25 protein-coding genes and 2 tRNA genes are annotated in these 24561 nt (G+C 67.3%); 18 read left to right on the top strand and 9 right to left on the bottom strand.

All coding sequences use genetic code 11. From position 1 onward, the window contains the following. Together IT182_16110 and IT182_16105 are read left to right on the top strand one after the other, a co-directional pair. A partial coding sequence (locus tag IT182_16110) for a deoxyhypusine synthase family protein (protein MCC6164873.1) occupies positions 1-428 on the top strand: 428 nt, incomplete at its 5' end. Continuing rightward, positions 422-2491 carry a methyltransferase domain-containing protein gene (locus IT182_16105; GenBank protein ID MCC6164872.1) on the top strand — a complete coding sequence of 690 codons (2070 nt, stop codon included), beginning with the start codon at positions 422-424 and terminating at the stop codon, positions 2489-2491. The genes IT182_16110 and IT182_16105, both read left to right, overlap by 7 nt. A gap of 121 nt (positions 2492-2612) precedes the next feature. Here the strand turns inward: IT182_16105 and IT182_16100 are convergent, their stop codons facing one another. Then, positions 2613-2996, bottom strand: a complete 384-nt coding sequence (locus IT182_16100; GenBank protein ID MCC6164871.1) for a DoxX family protein — start codon at positions 2994-2996, stop codon at positions 2613-2615. A gap of 36 nt (positions 2997-3032) precedes the next feature. Then, a complete protein-coding gene (locus IT182_16095; protein ID MCC6164870.1) occupies positions 3033-4211 on the bottom strand; it encodes an MFS transporter in 1179 nt (392 codons plus the stop codon). A gap of 30 nt (positions 4212-4241) precedes the next feature. Here IT182_16095 and IT182_16090 point away from each other — a divergent pair, with 30 nt between their 5' ends. From IT182_16090 to IT182_16065, 6 genes are read left to right on the top strand one after another with little or no spacing between them, the layout of a single operon-like run. After that, positions 4242-4898, top strand: a complete 657-nt coding sequence (locus IT182_16090; protein MCC6164869.1) for a cyclase family protein — start codon at positions 4242-4244, stop codon at positions 4896-4898. Positions 4899-4939: 41 nt separating this feature from the next. Next, entirely contained in the window at positions 4940-5647 is a 708-nt protein-coding gene (locus IT182_16085; GenBank protein MCC6164868.1) for an orotidine 5'-phosphate decarboxylase, read from the top strand. After that, positions 5644-6750: a zinc-binding dehydrogenase gene (locus IT182_16080; GenBank protein MCC6164867.1), complete on the top strand. Its 1107-nt coding sequence runs from the start codon at positions 5644-5646 to the stop codon at positions 6748-6750. Before IT182_16085 ends, IT182_16080 begins: the two co-directional genes overlap by 4 nt. A 14-nt stretch (positions 6751-6764) precedes the next feature. Continuing rightward, positions 6765-7355 (top strand): hypothetical protein, encoded by a 591-nt coding sequence (locus IT182_16075; GenBank protein MCC6164866.1) that lies wholly within the window; start codon positions 6765-6767, stop codon positions 7353-7355. A gap of 10 nt (positions 7356-7365) precedes the next feature. Continuing rightward, entirely contained in the window at positions 7366-8178 is an 813-nt protein-coding gene (locus tag IT182_16070; protein ID MCC6164865.1) for an SDR family oxidoreductase, read from the top strand. A gap of 60 nt (positions 8179-8238) precedes the next feature. After that, positions 8239-9123 carry a TIM barrel protein gene (locus IT182_16065; protein ID MCC6164864.1) on the top strand — a complete coding sequence of 295 codons (885 nt, stop codon included), beginning with the start codon at positions 8239-8241 and terminating at the stop codon, positions 9121-9123. A gap of 20 nt (positions 9124-9143) precedes the next feature. On the opposite strand, the gene IT182_16060 is transcribed toward IT182_16065, so the two are convergent. Genes IT182_16060 through IT182_16045 form a run of 4 tightly spaced genes read right to left on the bottom strand, consistent with a single transcriptional unit; the run spans position 9144 to position 12871 of the window. After that, positions 9144-11267, bottom strand: a complete 2124-nt coding sequence (locus tag IT182_16060; protein MCC6164863.1) for a phospholipase C, phosphocholine-specific — start codon at positions 11265-11267, stop codon at positions 9144-9146. A gap of 34 nt (positions 11268-11301) precedes the next feature. After that, the gene (locus IT182_16055) at positions 11302-12147 is read right to left on the bottom strand and encodes a DUF4143 domain-containing protein (protein ID MCC6164862.1); all 846 of its coding nucleotides are present in this window, start codon (positions 12145-12147) and stop codon (positions 11302-11304) included. 50 nt (positions 12148-12197) lie between these two features. Next, on the bottom strand, positions 12198-12692 hold the full coding sequence (locus IT182_16050) for a hypothetical protein (GenBank protein ID MCC6164861.1): 495 nt from the start codon (positions 12690-12692) through the stop codon (positions 12198-12200). Beyond that, positions 12689-12871, bottom strand: a complete 183-nt coding sequence (locus IT182_16045; GenBank protein ID MCC6164860.1) for a hypothetical protein — start codon at positions 12869-12871, stop codon at positions 12689-12691. The genes IT182_16050 and IT182_16045 overlap by 4 nt, the downstream gene beginning before the upstream one ends. Positions 12872-13010: 139 nt before the next feature. Between IT182_16045 and IT182_16040 the strand changes: the two genes are divergently transcribed. From IT182_16040 to IT182_16025, 4 genes are all read left to right on the top strand, one after another. After that, on the top strand, positions 13011-13895 hold the full coding sequence (locus IT182_16040; protein ID MCC6164859.1) for a carbon-nitrogen hydrolase: 885 nt from the start codon (positions 13011-13013) through the stop codon (positions 13893-13895). A 35-nt stretch (positions 13896-13930) separates the two neighbouring features. Further along, entirely contained in the window at positions 13931-14977 is a 1047-nt protein-coding gene (locus IT182_16035; GenBank protein MCC6164858.1) for an agmatine deiminase family protein, read from the top strand. 251 nt (positions 14978-15228) lie between these two features. Next, positions 15229-16944: a GMC family oxidoreductase gene (locus tag IT182_16030; protein ID MCC6164857.1), complete on the top strand. Its 1716-nt coding sequence runs from the start codon at positions 15229-15231 to the stop codon at positions 16942-16944. A 222-nt stretch (positions 16945-17166) separates the two neighbouring features. After that, positions 17167-17805, top strand: a complete 639-nt coding sequence (locus IT182_16025; GenBank protein MCC6164856.1) for a gluconate 2-dehydrogenase subunit 3 family protein — start codon at positions 17167-17169, stop codon at positions 17803-17805. A gap of 57 nt (positions 17806-17862) precedes the next feature. Here IT182_16025 and IT182_16020 read toward each other — a convergent pair whose 3' ends face one another. Beyond that, entirely contained in the window at positions 17863-18324 is a 462-nt protein-coding gene (locus IT182_16020) for a PIN domain-containing protein (GenBank protein ID MCC6164855.1), read from the bottom strand. 1 nt (position 18325) lies between these two features. Further along, complete coding sequence (locus tag IT182_16015; GenBank protein ID MCC6164854.1) at positions 18326-18562, bottom strand: type II toxin-antitoxin system prevent-host-death family antitoxin; 237 nt, start codon at positions 18560-18562, stop codon at positions 18326-18328. 536 nt (positions 18563-19098) lie between these two features. On the opposite strand from IT182_16015, the gene IT182_16010 reads away from it, so the two are divergent. The 6 genes from IT182_16010 to IT182_15985 all read left to right on the top strand — a co-directional run bounded on the left by IT182_16010 (position 19099) and on the right by IT182_15985 (position 21638). Next, entirely contained in the window at positions 19099-19530 is a 432-nt protein-coding gene (locus tag IT182_16010) for a hypothetical protein (protein ID MCC6164853.1), read from the top strand. A gap of 431 nt (positions 19531-19961) precedes the next feature. Then, complete coding sequence (locus IT182_16005) at positions 19962-20282, top strand: type II toxin-antitoxin system PemK/MazF family toxin (protein MCC6164852.1); 321 nt, start codon at positions 19962-19964, stop codon at positions 20280-20282. Between the two features lie 244 nt (positions 20283-20526). Next, the gene (locus IT182_16000; GenBank protein MCC6164851.1) at positions 20527-20919 is read left to right on the top strand and encodes a YraN family protein; all 393 of its coding nucleotides are present in this window, start codon (positions 20527-20529) and stop codon (positions 20917-20919) included. Between the two features lie 90 nt (positions 20920-21009). Then, the gene (locus IT182_15995; protein ID MCC6164850.1) at positions 21010-21327 is read left to right on the top strand and encodes a multidrug efflux SMR transporter; all 318 of its coding nucleotides are present in this window, start codon (positions 21010-21012) and stop codon (positions 21325-21327) included. A 79-nt stretch (positions 21328-21406) separates the two neighbouring features. Further along, a tRNA-Gly gene (locus IT182_15990) sits at positions 21407-21481 on the top strand. Positions 21482-21564: 83 nt separating this feature from the next. Then, positions 21565-21638, top strand: a tRNA-Cys gene (locus IT182_15985). A gap of 26 nt (positions 21639-21664) precedes the next feature. On the opposite strand, the gene IT182_15980 is transcribed toward IT182_15985, so the two are convergent. Next, positions 21665-24313, bottom strand: a complete 2649-nt coding sequence (locus IT182_15980; protein ID MCC6164849.1) for an ATP-binding protein — start codon at positions 24311-24313, stop codon at positions 21665-21667. Positions 24314-24561: the final 248 nt, after the last annotated feature.

Genomic DNA, 24561 nt, shown 5'->3' with positions numbered 1-24561 from the left:
TCGTGCCCGGCTGGGAGGACTCGACGCTCGGCAACATGTACGCCGGACACTGCATCACCGGCGACGTGACCAACGTGCACACGGTGCGCACCGGCATCGAGTACATGATGCGGCTCGCCGACTGGTACCAGACCGTCGCGCCCACATCGTCCATCGGCTTCTTCCAGATCGGCGGCGGCATCGCCGGAGACTTCCCGATCTGCGTGGTGCCGATGCTGCACCAGGATCTGCAACGGCCTGAAGTGCCCCTGTGGGGCTACTTCTGCCAGATCAGCGATTCCACCACGAGCTACGGTTCCTATTCGGGCGCCGTGCCGAACGAGAAGATCACCTGGGGCAAGCTCGGCGTGGATACGCCGCGGTTCATCATCGAGTCCGACGCGACGATCGTCGCGCCGCTCATGTTCGCGCGCATCCTCGGATGGTGAAGCCCGCGCGAGGGGCCGCATGGCCCCTCTTCCTGATCTCCTTCCTGGTCCTGTTCCTCGAGGTCGCGCTGATCCGGTGGATGCCGGCGTACATCCGCCTGCTCGCGTACTTCTCGAACTTCATCCTGCTCGCGAGCTTCCTCGGCATCGGCGTCGGCTGCCTGCTCGCACCGGTGCGGGCGAACCTGTTCAAGTGGTTCCCGATCGTGCAGGTGCTGCTCGTGGTGGCGGTGGCCGCGGGCCGACTCGACATCGCGGTGCCGCAGACATCCGAGAGCATCTATTTCTCGAGCGGGACGACCGACACCGTGGTGCCCGTCGAGAGCACGTGGTTCCTGCCGCTGCTGTGCATCGCCGTGGCGGTGCTCTTCGCAGTGCTCTCGCAGCGACTCGGGCGCGAGATGAACGCGCACCCGCCGCTGCGCGCCTACATCGTCAATCTCGGGGGAAGCCTGGCTGGCGTGGTGGCGTTCGGCGCGTTGTCCGCGCTGCAGTCGCCGCCAGTGGCGTGGTTCGGTCTCGCGGTCCTCGCTGCGGTGCCGTTCCTGCGCGAGTTGTCGCGTGCGTGGATGGTAGTGGGAGCGGTGTGTCTGGCCGTGTCGCTGGGCGTGGCGCACAGGATGTCGGGCGACACGCTGTGGTCGCCCTACTACAAGATCACGGCGCACACGCAGGGCGAGGAGACGGTGGTGGAGGTGAACAACATCTTCCACCAGTCGATGGCCCCTGTTCGCGAAAAGGAATACTTCTACCAGTGGCCGTATCAGGTGTTCGGCGACCGCTTCGAGGACGTGCTGATCCTCGGCGCGGGCTCGGGCACCGACGTCGCGTCGGCGCTGCAGCACGGCGCGCAGCGCGTCGATGCCGTCGAGATCGATCCGGTGATCGTCAGGCTCGGCAGGCAATATCACCCCGACGGGCCCTACAAGGATCCACGCGTCCACATCGTCACCGACGATGCACGGCACTACCTGCGGACGTCCGAGAAGCAGTACGACCTGATCGTGTTCGCGCTGATCGACTCGCTCACGCTGCAGTCGTCGTTCTCCGCTGTGCGCCTCGAGAGCTTCATGTTCACCGAGGAGGCCTTCCGCGCGGCGCGACGGCGGCTGAAGCCTGATGGCGTGCTCGTGGTCTACAACTACTTCCGCGAGAAGTGGCTCGTTGATCGCCTCGCCAATTCGGCGCGCAACGTCTTCGGCGAGGAACCGAAGGTCCACATCCACAGAGAGCACGGCTACCTCGGCGTGATGCTCGCGGGCCCCGGCGTGAAGACGGTGGCCGACTGGCCGGCGCCGCCAGACAAGGTGGCCGCGTACAACCACCCCGACGTGGTCAGCCCCGGTGTGCCGCTGGATCGGGATGCGTCCATCCGTCCGGCGACCGATGACTGGCCGTTCCTGTACATGCGCGAGCCGCACCTGCCGACGCACTACGCGTGGGCGCTGCTCGGCGTGCTCGTGGTGTCAGTGGCGGCCGTGGTCGGGACCGTGCGACTGGCAGGGCAGCGGTCTGGCGGTGCGGTGCGTCTCGGCCCGCTCGTCCCGTTCTTCGTCCTCGGCGCGGGGTTCATGATCCTCGAGACGAAGGCGATCACGCAGTTCGCCCTGATCTGGGGATCGACGTGGGTGGTGGCGTCTGCGACGATCGCGTCGGTGCTGGTGATGGCCGCGCTCGGCGCGTGGCTGGCGGGTCGCGTCTCGCGCATCAATCCATGGGTGGTTGGCGCGCCCCTGTTGCTGTTGCTCCTGGCCGCCTGGTTCTTGCCCATCGGGACGATCGGCTTCCGCTCGCTGGCCGCGGAGACGGCGTTCTACTCGCTGCTCACGTTCAGTCCCGTGCTGCTCGCGGGCCTGCTGTTCAGCGGGAGCCTGAAGCAGACAGACAACGTCGCGTTCGCCTACGGTGCCAACCTCCTCGGTGCCATGGTCGGCGGCGTGGCCGAATACCTGGCCCTCGTCACCGGCTATCGTGTCCTGCTGGTCGCGATCGCGGCGTGTTACCTGATCGCGATTCTTCTCTACCCCTCCGGCAACCGGCAACGGGCAACCGGCAACCGATAACCGGGCACCGGGCAACCGGCAACCGGGCACCGGGCAACCGGCACCGGGCACCGGGCACCGGGCGAGCGATAAGGGCCGGCGGAATTTCCTGATGGAGGCCAGGGGCTTCAGCCCCTGGCAATCACCGTTTCGCGCGCATTGCGTCGATGCTCAGGGGACCCGAGCCGTGGGCGGCGATGAACAGGAACAGGAAGCAGTAGAGCGCCGCCAACTCGCCGCCGTTGAGGATGGGCCAGAAGCTCTGTGGCGCGTGGGCCATGAAATACGCGGAGGCCATCTGACCGCTGGCGATGAACGCGGCATACGGCGAGAACAGCCCGATCGCCACGAGCACGCCCCCGAAGAACTCGATGATGCCGGCAAGGCCCATCATCGACGCGAGCGGCTGCTGCGTGCCACCAAGCACTCCGAAGAGTTTCTGCGCGCCATGCAGCGCGAACAATGCGCCCCCGACGATGCGCAGCAGGGCAAAGCAATATGGTGTGAACCGGTTCAGTACGGGCATGGGAAGGCCTCCTGACGATCCACCATACCGAAATCGTCAGATGCGCTCCACCTTGTAGCCGCCCTTCGCCTTGTCGGCCATGTAGATGGCGCCGAAGATGACGATGAGCAGCAGCGGCAGGGCGGACCAGATCGGCAGGACCCGGGCGGTGCCATAGGTCTCGCTCAGCCAGCCCATCACCGGACCTGACAGGGCCGTGGCAAAGCTGCCCGTGGCGCCGATGACCGCCAGGCCGAGTGCGCCCGATCGCGGGAAGCGCTCCGACGTGATGCCGAGCATCGTCGGCCACCAGAACGCGATACCGACCGCGAACACGCCGGCCCACAGGAACGCGCTCATGACCGTTGTCGCGTGGCTGAAGAGGTACAGGCCACCGGAGGCGATGACGGCGCTCGCCGCAATGAGCGCTGTCGGGGCGATGCGATGCGTGATGCCGTGCCCGAACTGCCGCATCACGTACATCACCATGTTGATCCAGACAACCTGCAGGATGCCGGCCTGCGTGGCGCTCTCGGCCACACGATTGAAGATCGTCGGAATCCAGCTCCCCGCACCCAGTTCCGTGCTGGCCGTGAGGACCATGCAGAACCACACGAGGAGGAACAGGGGACGCGCGAGCTCCTTGAACATGTCGACGAACGGCACGCCGGCGGCTTCGCGTTCCGTGGCAGGGAAGCGCTGGCCGATGAACATCACGAGGTAGATCACCGACGGCACGAGCAGCGTGAGCACCTTGGCCTTCCAGCCGAAGTGCCCCTGCGTCATCAGGAACGCGAGCACGCCGCCGATCACCACGCCTCCGGGGAACCACGCGTGCAGCGTCGTCAGTTTCGACGTCTTCTCGTGCGGATAGATCGTGGCGATGAGCGGATTGACGGCCGCCTCGACCAAGCCGTTCGCGATGCCGACGACGACGGTCGACAGGAAGAAGATGGTGAAGTTCGTCGAGACAATGGTGAGCAGCGCACCGATGATGTGGCCGGCCGCGGCGAGCCGCATGATCGTGCCCATTCCGAGCAGGTCGCACAACGGCCCGCCGAACAGGATCGACAGCCCGAAGCCCCAGAACGCGGCCCCGAGGATCCACCCGACCTGGACGTCAGTGAGGTGCAGTTCCTGCTGCACGTCGCCCATGATGTCGCCGCGAATGGCAAACGACATGGCCGTGGCGATGAGCGCGACACAACTGGCGACGAAAAGGCGTCGTTGATTCATGGTTGTGCCGCAGAGCATACACTCTCGTTCATGTCCTGGATCGACGACTACGTGAACAACGGTACGGCGCTCGATGTCACGGTGACGCTGAGTGGGCGGGTGGCCCCGTGGCCCGGACAGGAGGTGTGGCAGTTCGAGCCCCTGCTGCGCATCGACAAGGGCGACATCTGCAACGTGTCGTACTTCCGCGTGTCGTGCCACGCCGGGACGCACGTGGACTCGCCGTGGCACTTCGGCATGAGTCCACAGACGGTGGAATCGGTCCCGCTCGACCAGATGATCGTGCCGGCTCGCGTGATCGACCTCACGCACGTCACGCAGGCCATCACGAAGGCCGATCTCGTCGGCCGGATCGAAGGCGCCAGCGCCGCGCTCTTCAAGACGACCAATTCCGGCTCGCTCCAGAGCGGCGCGCCGTTCGACACCGAGTTCATCTATATCGCCGAAGACGCCGCGCAATACATCGTCGAGTGCGGCGTGCGCACGGTGGGCGTGGACTACCTGTCGGTGGAGGGCTTCCACGCGGCCGAGCCCGTCACGCACCGCATGCTCCTCGGCCACGACGTGTTCATCGTCGAGGGCCTGGACCTGACCCACGCCGCGCCGGGCGAGTACCTGCTCGTGGTCCTGCCGCTGAAGATCGAAGGCGCCGACGGCAGCCCCGCGCGTGCGGTGCTGCTGAGATAGAGAGAATTCGCTACACTGCCCCCGTGGCTCGTCTCGACTCGCTGACATTCCCGATCGTCCAGATCTCGCTCGACCTCACGAACATCGATGAAGCGCTCGACACGGCGGCGATTGCCGTCGAGGCGGGCGTGGACTGGCTCGAAGCCGGAACGCCGTTGCTCCTCGCCGAAGGCCTGCACGCCGTCGAGAAGCTGCGCGCGCGGTTCCCCGATCACCCCATCGTGGCCGACCTGAAGACGATGGACGGCGGGTACCTCGAGGCGGAGATGATGGCGAGGGCGGGTGCCGATCTCGTGGTGGTGATGGGACGCGCGCACGAGGCAACGGTGCGTCGCGTGGTGGACGCCGCGCGCACGTACGGCATCAAGGTGATGGGCGACAACATGATCGCCGAAGACCGCGTGAAGAACGCACAGTGGCTGGAGTCGCTCGGGTGCGACTACATCATTCACCACATCGGCTTCGACGAGCGCGGCCTGGTCAAGGGGCTGAGTCCGATGGACGAACTCGACGCCGTCGTCGACGCCGTGAACGTGCCGGTGCAGGCCGTTGGCGGGCTCACGATCCCGCAGGCGATCGAGTGCCCCGCGCACGGCGCGCCGCTCGTGGTGCTCGGCGCACCGCTCGTGATCGACGCCAACGAATTCAAGACGTCGAGCAACGACCTGCACACCGTGTTGCGCGAGATCAGCACCGAGATTCGCAAGACACCGCTGACGCGTTGGACACCCGAGGGGACCCGGCGATGAGCGCCGCCACGACGGTAGGGCCGGCTCTCCGAGCCCGGCCCACGCAACCGGCCATCGTGCAGTACGGCCTCGATCAACCATTGCAGGTGGCGCTGCGGGAGGTGCCGATTCCGGAGATCGGGCCGACGGACGTGCTCCTGGCTGTCGGGGCTGCGTCGGTATGCGGGTCGGACGTCCACCAGGCCTACCTGACGCACTCGTGGGCGGTGAATGCGCCGGTGACGCTCGGACACGAATTCGGCGGCGTGATTGCCGAAATCGGTCGCGACGTCAAAGGTTTCAAGGCCGGCGATCGCGTCGTCAGCGAAACGGCGGCGTACATCTGCGGCGAGTGCCTGTTGTGCCGCACGGGCCGCTACAACCTGTGTCCGTCGCGCAAGGGATTCGGGTACGGCATCGACGGTGCGATGGCGCAGTACGTGCGCGTACCCGCCAGGTGCCTGCACCACATTCCGGACAGCCTGCCGTTCGATCTGGCGTGCCTCACCGAGCCGCACTGCGTGGCGTACCAGTCGATGTGCGTGAACGCCGACATCAAGCCGGGCGATCTCGTGGTGGTGCTGGGGCCCGGACCGATCGGTCTGTTGTGCGCGAGGATGGCGGCGCTCAACGGGGCGTATCCGCTCGTTGTCGCGGGACGCGCTGCCGATCGCGCGCGTCTCGACGTCGCACGTCAACTCGGCGCCACGCACGTCGTGGACGTCGACAACGAGCCGCTCGAAGACGTGGTGCGCGCGCTCGATCCGCTCGGTGCCGATGTGGTCTGCGATGCGTCAGGCGCGAGCCGTCCGCTCGACGCGGCGTTGCAGCTGTGCAGGCCTGACGGCACCGTCGTGAAGGTCGGCTGGTCGCCGGATCTGGTACCGATCAACCTGAACCCGCTCGTGCAGAAGGCGGTGAAACTGCACGGTTCCTTCAGCCACAACTACCCGGTGTGGGAGCGCGTGATCAGCCTGATCGCCGCCGGCCGCACGGGAGCCGAGACAGTGATCGGTCTGCGCACGGACCTCGCGCACTGGCAGGAGGCCTTCGAAGGCATGCACAGCGGCCAGGTCATCAAGTCGGTGCTGCTGCCTCATGGGCCTGACGGTCCGTCGCGATAGAAGGAGGACTCCACATGACGGCACTCGCGTCTCGCGTCGTGTTCCCGCTGGCGCTGCTGGTGTTGAGCGTCCCTTGCGTCGGCGCGCAGGAGATGCCTGACCTGTCGGGCGAGTGGCGGTACAGCGCCGGCGCCAGTGACGTCGGCGGTGGCGGCGAGCCGGAGGGGCCGATTCGCGGGTTCGGGCTCGGCGGACGTCAGCCCATGGGCGGCGGATCGTCCATGCGCATGGCGGGGCCGGCCGGCGTCGATCCCGAAGTCCGCAAGCAGCGGATGGAGCTGATGCGCGAGTTGCTGACGCCTGTGCGCCGGCTCACCATCGCGCAGGATGCCTCGTCTGTCGCCTTCACCTACGACGATGGGCGTACGGTGCGGTATCGGACCAACAACAAGGCCGAGAAGCATCAGGCGATCAACGGCGTCGTGGAGACGCAGACGCGTTGGAAGAAGGGCGTGCTCGTCAGGGAGACGAACCTCGACGATGGGACGTCGATCGAGGAGACGTTCACGCTGGTGTCACCGCGCGGTCTGGTGATCGAGCTCGAGATCACCGGCGGCATCGGGCGTCGCAAGCCGCTGCGTCGCGTGTACGAGCCTGTGGAGTGATGGCGACGCGATGACGGACATCCAGTGGCCCGACCTGGCGGCGGCGTTCGATCTCACGGGCCGCGTGGCGCTCGTGACGGGATCGACGTCGGGTATCGGCAAGGGCGTGGCGCTGCAGCTCGCGGCGCTTGGCGCGGCGGTGGTCGTGCACGGTCGATCGGTGTCGCGCGGTCAGGCGGTGGTGGACGCGATCGTGGCCGCGGGCGGACGCGCGGCGTTCGAGACGGCGGACCTCACCGATGCGAGGCAGTGCATGCAGCTCGTGGAGCGATCGGCCGCGCACTTCGGCGGGCTCGACATCCTGGTGAACAACGCGGCTGACACGTCGCGGGGCGACGTGCGGACCACCACGGTAGAGGACTGGGACCGCATCCACGCGATCACGCTGCGCGCGCCGTTCTTCCTGCTGCAGGCCGCGGTGCCGCACATGGAGCGCCGCGGCGGTGGCGCGGTCCTGAACGTCGGGTCGATCAACGCGTACATCGGCGAACCGAAGCTCACGGCGTATTCGTCGGCCAAGGGCGGACTGATGACGCTCACCAGGAACGTCGCCGCGCAGCTCAACGCGGTGCGCATCCGTGTCAACGCGATCAACGTCGGCTGGACGCTCACCGAGGGTGAAGAGCGGGTGAAGCGCGAGCAGGAAGGGAAGGGCGACGAGTGGGTCGCCGAAGCGGTCCGCACGCGCCCGTTCGGTCGCCTGCTCCTGCCCGCCGACATCGCCTACGCCGTCGCCTACTTCGTGAGCAACGCCGGCGCCTGCGTCACGGGTTCCGTCATGGACCTCGAACAATTCCCCGTAGGCGCGCCCCCGGCGTGGTGAGGGGCGGTAGGGATGTGGGGGCCGGTTGGCGATTGCCGGTTGCCCGTTGCCGGTCGTGATATGACTCCCAGCATTTCTGTTTTCCCCAAGTGCTATTTCGACGATCTGTGCGCCGGGCGCATGGACTACCTCCAGTGGCTGCGCGATGCGAAGGCGCTCGGCGGGGAGGGCATCGAGCACTACGACGGGTTCCTGACGCCGCTCGGACCCGACGCGGCGGCGCGCGTGCGCGGCGTGATGGAGGAGACGGGGCAGGTGTCGTCGCTCCTCTGCTTCTCGCCGGACTTCACGCATCCGGATGCGGCTGAACGCGCGCGGCAGGTGCAGCGGCAGCGCCACGCGATCGACATGTCCGTGACACTTGGCCTGCGGCATTGCCGCACGTTGAGCGGACAGCGGTTGCCGGGCATGAGCCGGAACGAGGGCGTGGCGCGCACGCTGGAAGGGATTCGCGCGTCGCTCGACTACGCCGCCGAACGCGACGTGGTGCTCTGCATGGAGAACCATTACAAGGACGGCAACTGGACGTACCCCGAGTTCGCGCAGGCCGAGGACGTGTTCCTCGAGATCGTCGAGCAGATCGATCACCCGTACTTCGGCGTGCAGTACGACCCGTCCAACGCGCTGGTCGGCGGGTACGATCCGCTGACGTTCCTCGAGAAGGTGAAGCACCGCGTGGTCAGCATGCACGCGTCGGATCGGTATCTGGCCGAAGGGGCCACGCTCGATGATTTGAAGCAGGCCGACGGCAGCACGGGCTACAGCGCCGCCCTGCTGCACGGCGAGACGGGCAAGGGCCTCAACGACTACGACACGATCTTCCGCATTCTGGCCAGCGTTGGGTACAGCGGCTGGATCTCCATCGAGGACGGCATGAACGGGCTCGACGAACTCGCACGGTCGGCGGACTTCCTGAAAGCCAAACGCACGCAGTACTACGTGTAGGGGCGACGCATGCGTCGCCCCTACGTTCCGATCGCGGGATCGCTGATGCCGGGGGCGCCGGTTTCGATGCGGCCGGCGAAGCGCCACTCGACTTGCCCGCTCACGACACTGACGTCGTACCACTGACCGCTGTCGGCGGTGGGCCACGCGTGGCGCACGTCGCGTCCGGCAGGTACGCGCAGCGCGACGTCCTGAGCCCCGTACGCGTTGTCGCGCACCGTCAGATCGAGCGGCGTCTTGCCGGCGTTGTGCACCACGATGTCGAGGTCGGGAACCGTGGGACGTTCGTGCACCGTGACAACGGGCGTCGCGCCGGACCGTGCCGCAGCCGCAGCCGCGGGCATGCGTACGCGGCGCAGGAAGCCGTTCGGACCGTGTACGTCGAGGTCGCAGCCTTCCACCGCTGGCCACGTGTCGTCGAGCGACTTGCCGGCCTCGACGGTGTACCGACGCGGAATGCGTTCGAGGTGCTGTCTGTCGTAGACGTGGAACACCGCACCCGCGCCGCCCTTGTTGCCGAACGTCAGCGCGATCGTCTTCCCATCGTCAATGAGACGCGTGTCGACGCGGAGTGCGTACGGCAGCGCGCGTGACGGACGTACGCCGGGCTCCTGCCGCGCGGGCACAGGCAGCGCCGGCGGTACGGGCATCGGCCGCTGGATGTGCGCCAGCACGATCGCCGACGCGCCACGCGCGTCGGGCAGCGCCGGTACCACGGGATCGTTGGGCGCGGCGAAGTCGAATGCCGACACGAGATCGCCGCACACGGCACGATGCCACGGGCTGATCGCCGGCACCGTGACGCCGAAGCGGTGTTCGATGAATCGGCCGACAGAGGTGTGATCGAAGACCTGCGAGTTCACCCACCCGCCCCTGCTCCACGGCGAGATGACGTACATCGGCACGCGTGGTCCCAGGCCCCACGGACGCAGCGGACCATCCTTCACATCGTCCGGATGGCGGTACTTGCGTGCGGGATCGAGGAAGTACTCGCCCGCGAGATCGAGCGTGGACGCGCCGGCCAGTGAGCCGTCGGGGTTGTACGACGGGACGGCGGGCGGCGGCAGGTGGTCGAACTGCCCGTCGTTCTCGTCGAACGTCAGGAAGAGCACGGTCTTGGCCCACACCTCGGGATTCGACGTGAGCGCGTCGAGGACGAGCGTGGTGAACTCAGCGCCATGCGCCGGTGTCGACGGACTCGGATGTTCCGACCACGCCTGCGACGGCAGGATCCACGACACCTGCGGGAGCGTGCCGGCCTTGACGTCGGCGGTCAGATGGTCGATCGACCAGTGCCGCATCCCGCGTTCGTAGATGGGCGAGCCGGGCGTGCTCCTGCGGAAGCTGTCGAACGCGAGGCAGCCGTGCATCGCCCCGGTCCAGTTGTCGTTCGGGTTCTGGTAGATGCGCCACGTGATGCCGTGCTGTTCGAGGACGTCGGGAATCGTCGGCCAGCGGAACGCCGACCCGGCGTAGGTGTACCCGGGATCTGGCAGCGCGCCCTTGATCCAGCACCGCAGGTTGTTGGGCTCCGAGTCGTCTTCGGTGCAGTTCTCGCCGCGCGCGCGGACGTCGGGGTTGTAGTTCGAACCCGACCAGAAGACGATGCGATTCGGGTCGGTTCCGGTGGTGATGGAGCAGTAGTAGGCGTCGCAGATGGTGAAGGCCTCGGCGAGCGCGAACTGGAACGGGATGTCGTGGCGGGTGTAGTACCCCATCGAGAACGGCGTTTTGAACTTCGGCCACGATCCGAAGCGGCCCTGATCCCACGCGGCCTGCGCGTCGGCGAACGCGTGTGGCGTCACCGGCACGCGCAGCGCGCTCGTCGTCTCGGTGTCGAGATGGTAGGGCGGCACGTCACGCGTACCGTCCGACTGCTGCCACACCGTGCGTCCGCCCGCCACGGGAATGGGATGGCGATCGCCGAAGCCGCGCACGCCGCGCAGCGTGCCGAAGTAGTGGTCGAACGACCGGTTCTCCTGCATCAGGATGACCACGTGGGCCACATCGCCGATGGTGCCCGTCCTGACGGCGGCGGGCACCGAGAGGGCACGCAGGATGGGGTCGGGCCAGGCGGCGGTGAGTGAAGCGGCACCGGCCGTCTGGGCGGCCAGGCGCAGGAACGCGCGGCGATCGCGTGGCATGAGCGGATTCTCCGTGTCTTCCTGAACTCTTGTTCTAGTTCTGTACCCAGTGTGTGACCGGGCGCGTGAGGAACTCTTCGAGAGAGATGCCGTCGCCGCCGACGAGCAAGGTCCGCGTTGGGCGGCATGCGTCGGCGAACGTGGCAAGGCCGGGCAGCGTCTCGGGCGCACGACCGCTCTTCACCTCGATGGCCACGAGGCGCCGGCCGGCCCGCAGGACGAAGTCGACCTCCTTGTTGCGCTCGCGCCAGTAGAAGACCTCGCATATGCCGGCCGCGGCGGCGTTGGCGAGGTGCGCGCCGACAGCCGACTCGACGAGACGCCCCCTGAACGCGGAGTCATGGCGCACGTCGTCGGGTGACAGATCCGACTGCGCGGTCATGAGTGCCGTGTTGAGCACCTGGAGCTTCGGACTCGACGCCCGCTGTCGAATCGCGTGATGGCCGTACTTCTCCAGCCCGACCAGTATGCCCGCTCCACCGAGCAACCCGAGGTAGTGTGCGAGTGTCGTCGTGTTACCCGCATCCTGCAACTGTCCAAGCATCTTGGTGGAGGAGAGCACCTGTCCCGAGGCACGACACCCCAGTTCGAACAGCCTGCGCAGGAGCGCCGGCTTGTCGACGCGCGTCATCAACAGGACGTCGCGTGCGATCGCCGTTTCGATCAACGAGTCCAGCAGGTAGCGCCGCCACCGGGCGGGATCGCCGATGAGCGACGCAGCGCCGGGATAGCCACCGAAGTACAGGTACTCGTCGAGCGACAAGCCGAATGCCGCGTGCGGTCCGGCAACGACCTGCATGAACCGTCGCCGCTCGCGAAGTCGCGTCTCCAGCGTCAGCCCCTGTCGCCGCTCGAATCCGGTGTCAGGCGAAATACTCATTGTGTTGAGTAAAGCGAGCGCGTTCTTCCATGGCCCGATTCCGGCGGCTGTCAGCCCTGCAGGCCGCTGTCGCGTTCGTCGAGCAGCGCTTCGAGCTCCGCCAGCGCCTCGCGATCCTTCGCGCGTCCGGCGGCACGCTTCAATCGGATGAGCGTGGGCAATGTCACGACCTGGCACGCGAAACCTTCGATGTCGACGGACTCGGCTGCGGGGCTCAGGTGTTCGTAGCCACCCCCTCCCGTGACGTCGCCGAGGATGTCGAGATCGCCGATGGTCGTGGACAGTGCGAAGTTGATGCCGCGCGCGATGGTCCCCTCGTCCATGACGAAGGGGAGTCCGGGCGGCGCACCACGCAGGTACGGCTCGTACGGCGCGAGTGCCGCCACCAACCGTGCGACGTTCTCCGTGTCGCGCGCGTAGACGATGTCGAGGTCGAGTGTCGTCCGGAGCGCACCGTGAATCCCCGCGGCCACGCCCCCGACGATGATGTAGCGAACGCGGCCGGCAGAAAGGACGCGGACCAGGCCGAGGAGATCGGGCGTCATCGCACGTCCCGGCGCGCTGCGCGCAGCGCGTCGAGGGCCCGCATGTGCGCGACGAGCCGCTCGAGTCGCTGCTGCGGCGTGAGCTTCAGGTGCTCACGGAGCAGCGTGCGGTCCACGTCCTTCTTGTAGTACTCGATGACGGGATCGGGCGGCAGATTGTACTCGTCACGCAAGCCCATGCCGCAGTGTACATCGCGCCCCACACCGCCGACGGCCACCGCCCAGCGCCGACCGGTTGCCTGTTGCCGGTTGCCGTTGCCGTTGCCGGTTTGCCGGTTGCCGGTTGCCGGCTGTTTCCCTGTACCCTGTTCGCTGGCCATGGCGAAGAAGAAGGCGACAACCCATCCCGTGGTCGGACTCGTGCAGATGACCTGCGCGACCGACCCGGCAAAGAACCTGAAGAAGGCCCTCGGCCGCATCGGCGATGCGGCCAGGCAGGGCGCGACGGTCGTGTGTCTGCAGGAGCTGTTCCGCTCGCAGTATTTCTGTCAGACCGAGGACACCGCGCTCTTCAAGCTCGCCGAACCCATCCCGGGCGAGACGACTGACGCGCTCGCGAAGGCGGCGCGACGCCACAAGGTGGTGCTCGTGTCGTCGCTTTTCGAGCGGCGCGCGGCGGGCGTGTACCACAACACGGCCGTCATCTTCGATCGCGACGGCTCCATCGTCGGCAAGTACCGGAAGATGCACATCCCCGACGACCCGCTGTACTACGAGAAGTTCTACTTCACGCCCGGCGATCTCGGCTTCAGGGTGCACAAGACGACGCAGGGCAATTGCGGCGTGCTGGTGTGCTGGGACCAGTGGTATCCGGAGGCGGCGCGCCTGACGGCCCTCCAGGGCGCGGATTTCCTCTTCTATCCGACGGCGATCGGCTGGCTGCCTGGCGAGGCCGAGGCGATGAACCTCGCGCAGCACTCGGCGTGGGAGACGTCGCAGCGCGCGCACGCGATCGCCAACGGCGTCTTCGTCGTGTCGGTCAATCGCGTGGGCCGCGAAGGCGAGCTCCAGTTCTGGGGGCAGTCGTTCGTTGCCGATCCGTTCGGCCGCATCCTCGCGAAGGCGTCGGCCGACAAGGAGGAGATCCTGCTCGTCGAGTGCGATCTGTCGCTCATCGAGCAGACGCGACAGAACTGGCCCTTCCTGCGCGACCGTCGCATCGACGCGTACGGCGGCATCACGCAGCGGCTGATCGAGCCGTGACGCCCGTACGCACACCGGCGTCGCTCGGCTACCGGATGCCCGCCGAGTGGCATCCGCACGCCGCCACCTGGCTCACGTGGCCGAAGGATCCCGTCACCTGGCCCGAGCGCGTGCCGGCCGTGCAGGAGATCTTCCTGCAGTTCGTCGACGCGCTCACGCCGCACGAGCGCGTGTGCCTGCTCGTGGACAACGCGGAGGTCGCCGATGACGTGCGCGCGCGCTGTCGTGGCCGCGCCGCTGTCGTCGACAACCTCGATCTGATCGAGGTCGAGACGGTGGACTCGTGGATCCGCGACTACGGCCCGAACTTCCTGCTCGGGCCGCAGGGTGAACTCGGGTACAACCACTGGCGCTTCAACGCGTGGGGCGAGAAGTACGAGACGCTGATGCGCGACGCGTCGGTGCCGTCGCGCCTCGGTGCGCTCGCGGACCTCGCGCGCTTCGAACCGGGGATCGTGCTCGAAGGTGGATCGATCGACGTCGACGGGGCCGGCACCGTGCTCACGACGGAGCAGTGCCTGCTGCACGAGAACCGTAACCCGCGGCTTTCGAAATCAGACATCGAGGCATACCTGCGCGTGTACCTCGGCGTGCGGCAGGTGATCTGGCTGGGCGACGGCATCGAAGGCGACGACACGGACGGCCACGTCGACGACATCACGCGCTTTGTCGACGAGGACACCATCGTCACGGCGATCGAGGACGACCCGGCCGACGCCAACCATGGCCCGCTGCGCGACAACCTCGCGCGCCTCCAGGCCGCTCGACGGCCAGACGGGACGCCCTGGCGCATCGTCACGCTGCCGATGCCCGGGCACGTGATGGCCGAAGGCGACCGCCTCCCGGCCAGCTACGCCAACTTCTACATCGCCAACAGCGTGGTTCTCGCCCCGATGTACGCGCACGCGAACGACGTCGTTGCCGAGCGTGTCCTCCGGGACCTGTTCCCGACCCGTCGCATCGTGCCGATCCAGTGCGAACCCCTCGTGTGGGGCATGGGCTCGATTCACTGCGTCACCCAGCAACAGCCGGCGCACAGGCCGGCAACCGGCAACCGGCAATCGGCAACAGGTCGATCGTAGCGACGGCCCTTGACTGCCTTCCGTAGCTGCGCAGCAGCGGAGAGGGTGGCCGCCTGTCACGTCGTTCGTCTCGACGAGGCGCCATCGCGCGGGCACCCACAACGGGTGCCCATGCATACCGTCCGAGCCCGACCCTCGTCGTGCCGGTTGCCGGTTGCCGGTTGCCGGTTGCCGGTTGCCGGATGCCGGATGCCGGATGCCGGAGCGGTGTACACTTCCCCCGTCCAGTCAGCCGCGAGGGGCGACCGCAGATGCAAGTCATCCGTTCTCCGAAGGTGTACGACGTAGTGGTGGTCGGCTCGGGTGCCGGCGGCGGGATCGCCGCCAAGGTGCTCACCGAGGCCGGTGCAGAGGTCTGCATGCTGGAGGCCGGTCCCGTCTGGGACCAGGCGCGCGACGGCAAGATGCTCGGGTGGCCGTACGACTCGCCAAGACGCGGCGCGTCGACCGAGCGGCCCTTCGGCGAGTTCGACGCCGCCTGGGGCGGCTGGGAACTGGCGGGGGAGCCGTACACGTCGGCGCCCGGTTCGAAGTTCGACTGGTTCCGCGCGCGCATGCTCGGCGGCCGCACGAACCACTGGGGACGCATCTCCCTGCGCTGGGGTCCGGACGACTTCCGCCGCAAGAGCATCGACGGTCTCGGCGACGACTGGCCGATCACCTACGACGAGATGAAGCCGTACTACGACAAGCTCGATGAGTACGTCGGCATCTTCGGATCGAACCACGCGGCCGAGACGGGCCTGCACAACGAGCCCGACGGCAAGTTCCAGCCGGCGCCGCTGCCGCGCGCGTACGAGCTGTATTTCAAGCAGGCCGCCGATCGCCTGAAGATCGCGTGCGTGCCGTCGCGGCTGTCGATCCTGACGCGTCCGCTCAACGGCCGTGCCGCGTGCCACTACTGCGCGCAATGCGGCCGCGGCTGTTCGACGCATTCGAACTTCCAGTCGCCGACGGTGTTGCTGCCGCCCGCGATGAAGACCGGCAAGCTCACCATCGTCACCGACGCGATGGCGCGAGAGGTGTTGAGCAACGACGAGGGCCGGGCGACGGGCGTGTCCTACGTCGACACGAAGAGCGGTGAGGAGAAGACGGTCCAGGGCCGCATCGTCGTGCTCGCGGCGAGTGCGTGCGAATCGGCGCGCCTGCTGCTCAATTCCAAGTCCGCGCGCTTCCCGAAGGGACTCGCGAACGGCAGCGGGGTGGTGGGGCAGTATCTGACGGACTCGACGGGCGCGAGCCTCTCCGGATTCATTCCGAAGATGGTGGGGATGCCCGCGCACAACGAGGACGGCACGGGCGGCATGCACCTCTACATGCCGTGGTGGCTGCACAACGTGAAGGACAAGCTGCCGTTCCCGCGCGGGTATCACATCGAGCCCGGCGGCGGCCGCCGCATGCCCGGCTTCGGGTTCATGGGTGGCATCGAACGGCATCCCGGTGCGTCAGGCGGGGGGTACGGGAGGGGATTGAAGGACGAATACCGCCGCTTGTGGGGCGCGACGATCGGCTTTGCCGGCCGCGGTGAGATGGTGCCCAACAAGGACACGTACATGGACATCGATCCGAACGTGGTGGACAAGTGGGGCATCCCGGTGCCGCGCTTCCACTGGAAGTTCGGCGATGCGGAGCGGTTCCAGGCCAGGCACATGATGGAGACCTTCAAGGCGCTCATCGAGGAGATGGGCGGCACGGTGCTCGGCAGGATTCCGGGACCCGAGGAGGACTATGGCCTCGCGGCCGGCGGGCGCATCATCCACGAGGCGGGCGTCGTGCGCATGGGTAGCGACCCGAACTCGTCGGCGCTCAACGCCCACTGCCAGGCGCACGAGGTGAAGAACCTGTTCGTGGCCGACGCCGGACCGTTCGTCTCGCAGGCCGACAAGAACCTCACGTGGACGATCATGGCGCTCGCCTGGCGCACGTGCGACTACATCGCCGACCAGCGCACGAAGCTGAACATCTGACGGGTTTCGCATGGAGCGCACGAGTTTCGGGCATGGGGGAAAGAAGCGGAGGCCGAGGCGCGGGTCCTGTCGCCGGACAGCCCCACCCGTCCTCAGCGCGAAAGGCACTTGTACGGGAGACGCGCTTGCGGGCGGGCGGGGCGCCCCGTCCGGCGCCACCCGCGTCTTGAGATCTTTTTTGTATGGAGCGCACGGGCTTCAGCCCGTGCGACACGGGGCACGATGATGGAGAACGTGAATCGACGCAGGATGCTGCAGGTGCTTGGCGCGGCCCCGGCCATGGCGACGATCGCCTGGTCCGACGCGGAGGCGCAGCAGGCGCACCAGCACGCGCAACAGGCTCGCCGCGCGGCGACGGCCGCGAAGACGGCGTTCAAGCCGAAGTACTTCACGGCGCACGAGTACGCAACGATCACCACGCTCGCGAACCTGATCATCCCGGCCGACGATCGATCGGGCAACGCCAGCGACGCCGGCGTGCCGGAGTTCATCGACTACATGATGATCGACCAGCCCGAACGTCAGCTGCTGATGCGCGGCGGCATCAGGTGGCTCGACAACGAATGCCGCAAGCAGTTCGACCAGGCGTTCGTGAAGTGCACGGCCGCGCAGCAGACGCAGATCTGCGACGCGCTCGCGTACCCCGCGAAGGCGAGCCCCGCTCACGCCAACGGCGCGCGCTTCTTCAGCGCGGTGCGCGACCTCACCGCCACGGGCTTCTTCACGAGCAAGATCGGCATCGCCGACCTCGACTACAAGGGCAACACCTTCGTGATGACGTGGACCGGCGCCCCGAAGGAAGCCCTGGACCACATCGGTGTCAGCTACGACGCCGTCAAGGCCTGGTACCCCGAAGGGTAGGCCTGTCGGCAGATCGCTCGCCACGGTGGGTGGACGGGCCGGCTCTCCGAGCCCGGCCTACGACTGAAGACCGGACTTGCCGGCTATCGCCGCGAGCAGGGGATTGCGGGGTGTGGCGAACGGGTTGGCGACCGTCACGCCGCGCCAGGTGAAGCCGTCCTGGAGATCCTCGGAGAGCAGCAGCCGGCAGTGCGCGTCTGCAGCGGCAGACATCATGAGCGCGTCCCACAGCGATAGGTCGCGAACGCGCGCGAGGTCGAGCGCGGCGAGCAGGATGTCGTTGGACGACTCGATCAGCGGGAACGCATCGCCCCAGCTCAGGACCGCCTCCGCCGCGACCTCCCGCGGTCGGTGCGCCTTCTTCACGAGCGTCGTGTACAACTCGCCGAGTGCCTGCACCGGGATGAGCGTCGACTCCGGCGGCAGCGCGCGAAGCAGCGCGTGCGCCGCATCGCGGCGCGGCCTGTCGTTGACGCCTTCGGCGTAGACGAGCACGTTGGTATCGATCGCGACGTTCATGTCAGCGCTCGTGGAGTTCGTCGCGCGTCACGCGCGCCAGGTTCTGCACCCGCCGGCGTCCCAACCGATCGAACAGCGCCGCGCGCGCCACACCCGTCGTGGCGGCATCGTCGCCGAAAGGCACCATCCGCGCCACGGGACGCCCGTGCGACGTGATGACGTAGCTCCGCCCCTCGCGCACCTCCCGCAGCATCGTGGAGAACGTCCGATTCGCGTTCGCGGCGGTTATGTAGCTCATGGCAGCCTCCTGAAGTGGAAGCTCAATAGTAGTGGAGTTCACTACTTGTGTCGACGTGCAACGTGAGGGCCGTGTGGATTGGCCCGTGGGAAACAGACCGCACCGGGACACACGAACGGGCCGGCCAAGGCCGGCCCCTACACACGTGCACAATCTCCCACGACGCAGGGGCCGGGCTTGCCCGGCCCGCTCAGCGCCACCACGGTGTAGCTGCCGAACAAGCTCGCCGGATCTGGCACTCACAAGGCGTACCCCTACATCTGCCGGTGAAATTCCCGTAATCGCGAAATTCTGAAATTTCCATGTCGCATTCCGCCTGCGACTTACGCTTCTGCATGTGTGAGCACGCACACAAGCGGGTGTTGTAGTCGCAAGTCTTCGTCGTGGGAGACAAAAGGCGCCTTGTCGCGGCGTAGGTCTGCTTCGACCGTCAATGTCCTGTCGAGATGGGCAGGAATTGGCTCGACCGCACGGACACTCGCCGGCTGTCCGTCGGCGAGTCGTGACCCTTGGGCCTGCCGGGAGGGCGCGTGGACATGAACGCAGACGCTCGCCGGACGCTCGAGCGACTGGTGCGCTTTGGGCATCACCATACCGTCTACGAAGTCGTCTTCTCGGCCGACGGGACGCTGATCGTCACCGGCAGCGGCGACAACACGGTGCGCGTATGGGACCGCAAGACGCTCAGTACGATCAGTGTGCTGACCGGACACGCCGACCGCGTTTGGTCGGTGGACATCTCGCCCGACGGTCGTCGCATCGCGTCGGCCAGCAGCGACGGGACGGTGAAGATCTGGAGTGTGTCCACCGGCCGCGAGCTCGTGTCGCTTCGTGGACCGACAGCCTGGCGGCACGTGCGCTTCTCACCGGATGGCGAGAAACTCGCCGCCGGCAGCGCCGGCGCGCTGGTGGCCCTATGGGCCGCCCCATACGCCAGCCTCGCCCGCCCTGAGCGGTCCCTTCCATGACCTGAACGGTGCAAGGGCCGCCTCACCTTGTCAGAGATGGGGGCCAGGGGTTTCAACCCCTGGCACGCGTAGGGGCGATGCATGCGTCGCCCCTACAGCGGGGGAGACGTGCCTGCGTGTGTCGCTCTGCTAGACTCGATCCGAACAGGTGCTCTTCATGAAAGCCATAGAACTGGTCGCCGACGTCGACGAGCAGCATCGGCTGCACGCACGAGTGCCCACGGAGATCCCTGCCGGTCAGGCGCGCGTAATCGTGTTGCTGCCTGGGGAGGACGACGCGGGCGGGCTCTGGGCGGAAGGCGTTGCGTCCGAGTGGGCGGCCGAACTGTCGGACTCTCGGGAAGACATCTACACGCTCGAAGACGGTCAGCCGGCGCATGCAATCCGGTCAGATCTACCTCGCGCGCTTTCCCTTTGGCGACGTACCCGGGATGAAGCTGCGTCCGGCCCTGTTGCTCACGGGGACCGTCGGGCCGGTTCCTGAAGTGCTGGTCGCGTACATTTTCTCGGTACTGCCCACACAGCCCCTGTCGTCGGATCTCATTCTCGATCCGGCACAGCCCGCGTTTCGATCGACGCACCTCAAAGTGCGGTCGGCCTTGCGGCTCCACAAGCTGGCGACGATTCACGCCTCGAGTCTGGCCCGCCGTCTTGGCGTCCTGGAAGCGGTTCAGCGCGTGCTGGTCGCCAGCAAGCTCAGAACGCTGCTGAACCTTGATGCACTCCGCGAGACACCGGAATCCCCGTCGTAGGGGCATCGAGTTCGAGGGCGTCATTCGAATGGAGGCCAGGGGTTTCCACCTTCGCCCTGCGGGCTACGGCGGACAGGTCAACCCCTGGCACGGTCGTAGTGGTTGACGTGGCGGTTTCCGCAACATCTCACAGGTCGTCGATCGCGGATTCTGCGATGCGCGGCAGCGCCATCGTCTGAATCACAGGGGATTCCCGCGATCGGCGCGATTGCCTGACTGGTAAGGAACCTGCATCGCTTGTCGTATGCAGGATGCCGTCCAGATTCTCTCGAATCCTGATCCACGCCAGCAACTCGGGCGCGATGGCGAGGCGGCGGCGCGCGCGGCGCTGCTCGCACGCGGCTACGTCATCCTCGCCGAGCGCTTCCGTGTGTCGCATGGCGAGATCGACGTCGTTGCGCGTCATGGCGAGACGCTCGTGTTCGTCGAGGTGAAGACGCGGCGCGACGCGCGCTTCGGCGGAGGCTCGGCAGCCATCACGTGGCGCAAGCAACGGAAGATCGTCCGCGTGGCGCAGGCGTTCCTCGCGCGCAGTCGTCTCCACGACGTACCCTGCCGCTTCGATGTCGTTGTCGTGGACTGGCCTGCAGGAGACAGCGCGCGCGCGGAGATCATCGCGGGGGCCTTCGACGCGTAAGGAATGCCCAATGACGAATGACGAATGACGAATACCGGAAGCGCCGTAGGCGCAACGGTGCCCGGTGCCCGGCTAATGCACAATGCCCCGATGAACGCATGGGCGTGGCTGGTCGTGGCGGGCGTACTCGAAGTCGGCTGGGCGTTGACGCTGAAGTCCACGGCGGGCTGGACGCGGCTCGGGCCGTCGCTCGTCACGCTGGTGCTGCTGGCCGGCAGCATGTACGGGCTCGGCGTGGCCGCGCGCACGCTGCCGATCGGCACCGCCTACGCCGTCTGGACGGGCATCGGCGCCGTGGGCACCGCCGTGCTCGGGATCGTCGCGCTCGGCGAACCCGCCGCGTTCTGGCGCGTGGTGAGCCTGTCGCTGATCCTGCTCGGCGTGGCAGGACTCAAGCTCACGCAGTGACCCGCGACGCATGCCGCAGGGGTTGCGCCGACGTCGGGGCGTCGTGCTACACTTCGGGGTCGCAGTCGCTCGGCCATGAGCGGGAATAACTCAGTGGTAGAGTGCGACCTTGCCAAGGTCGAAGTCGCGGGTTCGAATCCCGTTTCCCGCTCCAATCTCCGCACCGCACCTCCCGGCGAAGATTGTTCGTGCTGGCGCCCTCCGTGCGACGGTCGGCCAGTCCAGGTCCTCGACGTCGGCGCCGTAGCCAAGTGGTAAGGCAGAGGTCTGCAAAACCTCCATCCCCGGTTCGAATCCGGGCGGCGCCTCCAATGCCAACCGGTGCAAAGTCCGTGACCTAGGCAGAGCCGGACGACGAGGTGGAGTCGTCGCTTCGCAGCTCGATCAACTCCGCTCGCAGTTCTTCGAACTTGGTGAGCTGCGCGTGTGTTGGTCCGAGCACACGCCGACCAAACTCGAGGGCCTCGTCGACGAGGGTGATCGCGTCGTCGAGACGCCGTTGTTCGCCCCACAACAGGCTCAAGGCCCACATGGGCAGTAGTTGGCCGGGATCGTCGCCGCGGCGGCGCGCCTTCGTCAGGGCCTCCTGGAGGAGTGTGTCCGCGTCCGACAGGCGATGCTGGGCCTGCCGGAGTTCGGCGAGGCTGACGAGCGATGACACGACGTCCACCTGGCGGCTTGCCGGCATGTCCTCGTCATACGCCTCCCACTTCCGCTGGATGGCCAGCGACTCTTCGAGGAGCGGCTCCGCGTCATCCAGGCGCCTCGTGCGTGTGTAGAGCCAGCCGAGCATCTCCAGCGCGCGCGAGCGGCGCGAGTCCTCGGGCAGCATCCGGATGCGTTCGGTCTCGACGATGTTACGGAGCAGCTGTTCTTCGCGCGCCACGTCGCCGGTCTGGACGCAGGCGAGTGCCAGTGCACCCTTCACGCGAAGCACGTTGTGGCCTGTCGGTCCTTCGAGTGCGTCGTACACGTCCAGTGCCTGCTCGAGCAGCCGCACACCGTCCTGCGGCGCGCGTTCGGCGATCGCCCTGCCGCGCGCGATCAGCGCATCCGCATAGGCTCCCGAATCGCTTCCAGCCACCTCCCGTGCGAAGGCGATGGCCGTGTCCTGAAGGCGCTCCGCGTTCCCGGCACCCGCCAGGCGGGCATATGCCGCGGCCCTGACGAGCATCCACGGCGCGACGACACCGGGCGTCAGCGTATGGCCATCGAGCGTGGAGAGTGAGTCAGCCACCCGCGCCACTTCGCGCCACAGGTGCTCGCCGGCACATACGTCCATCAGCCACAGGCGTGCCCTCAACCCGGCCTGACGCACGGGCGAGTCCCATCCCTCTTCATCGATCGGGAGATCGCGTGCCGCGCGCGTGATGATCTCGCGGCGTGCCGTCACGTCCAGCCGCATCAGCAGTGGCGTCGACTCGTCGTACTCACCGTCCTCCGTCCATCCCCACTGCGCGAACTCGCCCGATGCGTCGTAGCAGGCGTTGATCCAGCCTGCCAGCGTGTCCCGCAATGCCGACACGAGGGCGGGTTCATCCTGCTCGGCGAGATAGAGGTCGAAGTACTCGCGCGCGCAGCGGTGGAGGGTCACGTCGCGGAACTCGAAGAACATCGACGAGGGCTTCGACAGGATGGCGAGCGGATCGACGCATGGGTCGAGCGCCGCCTGCGCATCGACGCTGTCGTCTGTCCGCCCGTGTCGTGCGGCGAGGAAGCGCGCCATCACTTCGTGCAGGAAGCGCTGCCCGCCGTGGCTCGACCAGCCAAGGAGATCGCGGACCTGTTCGTCCAGCGCGGCGAATCGCTGTCGCACGCGGCGCTCACGATCGGACTCCCAGTCGGCCACGCGCCGCTCGCCAGCCTTTGCGAGCGGGCCCCCCACGTCCCGCCCGATGAAGTTGGCTGCTTGCGACACGAGTTCGCCGATGTTCTCCACCAGCGTGAGGAAGTTGCCACCGGCCCGCGACAGCACGAGTTGCCGCTGCAGGACCGTGAGGCCGGGCAGGCGTGCGCGCAGCACGGCATCGAGATCGGCCTCCGACGCGGCTTCCAGGATGCGCGTGTGCGCACCGGGCTCATCATCGAAGCGGCGCAGCGAGGCGGCGCGCGACTGCCCGTCGAGTGTGCCCAGCACGCGCCACTCGCGTTCCCAATGCGTGACGACGATGAGCAGCGGCCAGTTGCGTTCGACGCCGCGTTCCCACACCCGGCGCAGCACGGACACCGTATCCTCATCCGCCCATTGCGCATCGTCCAGCCACAGCACGGTGGGCAGCACGAGACCGCCACCACCGAAGCCGCCGAACACCTCGTGCAACTCGTCGAGGAAGGCATCCATCGCGTCAGCGCGAACGCCCGCCGCGTGATCGACAGGGCGATCGGGGCCGGCAAAGACGCTCGGCGCCGCTTTGGCCAGCGTCACGAGCAGTCCGCCGAACGGCAGCCCGCCCGTCGCCGCCTCGAACAGCTTGCCTGTGCCTTCCTGCACGACCTGTTCGAGTCCGCCCGCGAGACCGTGATCCTTCAGCACGCGCGCGTACGTGCCGCGCAGACGGTTCCACAGCGGGGCGTGATGGATGGCCGTGCGAACGTGGGACGCCAGTCGTTCGCGCAGATCGGGAATGGCGAGCCGGCGCGCCTCGGCATTGCGCGCGTCCACGTCGAGCCACCGCGTGCCGAGCCAGAGGAAGCGAGGTGGTCCCGGCGGCGCATGCGTCGTCAGGTCCGGGTTCACGTGCGCGACCGATGTCGCGTCCGTGAAAGCGTCGGGCCAATAGCCGCTATCGTTCCAGACGGGATCGGCGACGAGTTGCCTATAGAACTCCTGGACGATGCGCGACTTGCCGAGGCCGGTCTCCGCGATGAGTACGGCGAGGCGCGGCCCTGTACGTCCGGGGGGTGTGGCTTCGTTCCACAGCTCACGAAGCCACGCGAGTTCGGCCTCTCGACCGACGAACGGTGGAATGGCGTCGTCTGCAGGCACGGACAATCAGTGCAGGCGCACGCGCGTGCAGCGTGCGCGGCGATGTTCGGGATGACGGCGTCCGCGGTGCATCGACGGCCAAGACTCTACCAGAAGGAAGTCAGGCGCACTCTGCCGGAGCGGTCCTCTCGACAGAGACGGCCGCGCCGGAGGACTTCTGCAAGGACACGATCGTCCGGTTGCAGCCAGCTCACGCTTCGTCGCTGATCGCCGATAGAGGAGTCATATGATTCTTCGGCGCCAGCGAA

This window comes from Acidobacteriota bacterium (assembly GCA_020845575.1).
Taxonomy (GTDB): domain Bacteria; phylum Acidobacteriota; class Vicinamibacteria; order Vicinamibacterales; family Vicinamibacteraceae; genus Luteitalea.
The sequence above is the reverse complement of the archived record's forward strand: the minus strand, read 5'-3'. Positions and strand labels throughout refer to the sequence as shown.

Coding starts and splice junctions, on each gene's coding strand:
- IT182_16045 (MCC6164860.1), bottom strand. CDS start 12,871: ATGGGCTTGCGTGACGAGTACAATCTGCCGCCCGATCCCGTCATCGAG.
- IT182_16100 (MCC6164871.1), bottom strand. CDS start 2,996: ATGCCCGTACTGAACCGGTTCACACCATATTGCTTTGCCCTGCTGCGC.
- IT182_16015 (MCC6164854.1), bottom strand. CDS start 18,562: ATGAGCTACATAACCGCCGCGAACGCGAATCGGACGTTCTCCACGATG.
- IT182_16080 (MCC6164867.1), top strand. CDS start 5,644: ATGAGCGCCGCCACGACGGTAGGGCCGGCTCTCCGAGCCCGGCCCACG.
- IT182_16090 (MCC6164869.1), top strand. CDS start 4,242: ATGTCCTGGATCGACGACTACGTGAACAACGGTACGGCGCTCGATGTC.
- IT182_16025 (MCC6164856.1), top strand. CDS start 17,167: ATGATGGAGAACGTGAATCGACGCAGGATGCTGCAGGTGCTTGGCGCG.
- IT182_16030 (MCC6164857.1), top strand. CDS start 15,229: ATGCAAGTCATCCGTTCTCCGAAGGTGTACGACGTAGTGGTGGTCGGC.
- IT182_16055 (MCC6164862.1), bottom strand. CDS start 12,147: ATGAGTATTTCGCCTGACACCGGATTCGAGCGGCGACAGGGGCTGACG.
- IT182_16105 (MCC6164872.1), top strand. CDS start 422: ATGGTGAAGCCCGCGCGAGGGGCCGCATGGCCCCTCTTCCTGATCTCC.
- IT182_16095 (MCC6164870.1), bottom strand. CDS start 4,211: ATGAATCAACGACGCCTTTTCGTCGCCAGTTGTGTCGCGCTCATCGCC.
- IT182_16035 (MCC6164858.1), top strand. CDS start 13,931: ATGCCCGCCGAGTGGCATCCGCACGCCGCCACCTGGCTCACGTGGCCG.
- IT182_16040 (MCC6164859.1), top strand. CDS start 13,011: ATGGCGAAGAAGAAGGCGACAACCCATCCCGTGGTCGGACTCGTGCAG.
- IT182_16000 (MCC6164851.1), top strand. CDS start 20,527: ATGCAGGATGCCGTCCAGATTCTCTCGAATCCTGATCCACGCCAGCAA.
- IT182_16020 (MCC6164855.1), bottom strand. CDS start 18,324: ATGAACGTCGCGATCGATACCAACGTGCTCGTCTACGCCGAAGGCGTC.
- IT182_16050 (MCC6164861.1), bottom strand. CDS start 12,692: ATGACGCCCGATCTCCTCGGCCTGGTCCGCGTCCTTTCTGCCGGCCGC.
- IT182_16075 (MCC6164866.1), top strand. CDS start 6,765: ATGACGGCACTCGCGTCTCGCGTCGTGTTCCCGCTGGCGCTGCTGGTG.
- IT182_16005 (MCC6164852.1), top strand. CDS start 19,962: ATGAAGCTGCGTCCGGCCCTGTTGCTCACGGGGACCGTCGGGCCGGTT.
- IT182_16070 (MCC6164865.1), top strand. CDS start 7,366: ATGACGGACATCCAGTGGCCCGACCTGGCGGCGGCGTTCGATCTCACG.
- IT182_15995 (MCC6164850.1), top strand. CDS start 21,010: ATGAACGCATGGGCGTGGCTGGTCGTGGCGGGCGTACTCGAAGTCGGC.
- IT182_16060 (MCC6164863.1), bottom strand. CDS start 11,267: ATGCCACGCGATCGCCGCGCGTTCCTGCGCCTGGCCGCCCAGACGGCC.
- IT182_16010 (MCC6164853.1), top strand. CDS start 19,099: ATGAACGCAGACGCTCGCCGGACGCTCGAGCGACTGGTGCGCTTTGGG.
- IT182_16065 (MCC6164864.1), top strand. CDS start 8,239: ATGACTCCCAGCATTTCTGTTTTCCCCAAGTGCTATTTCGACGATCTG.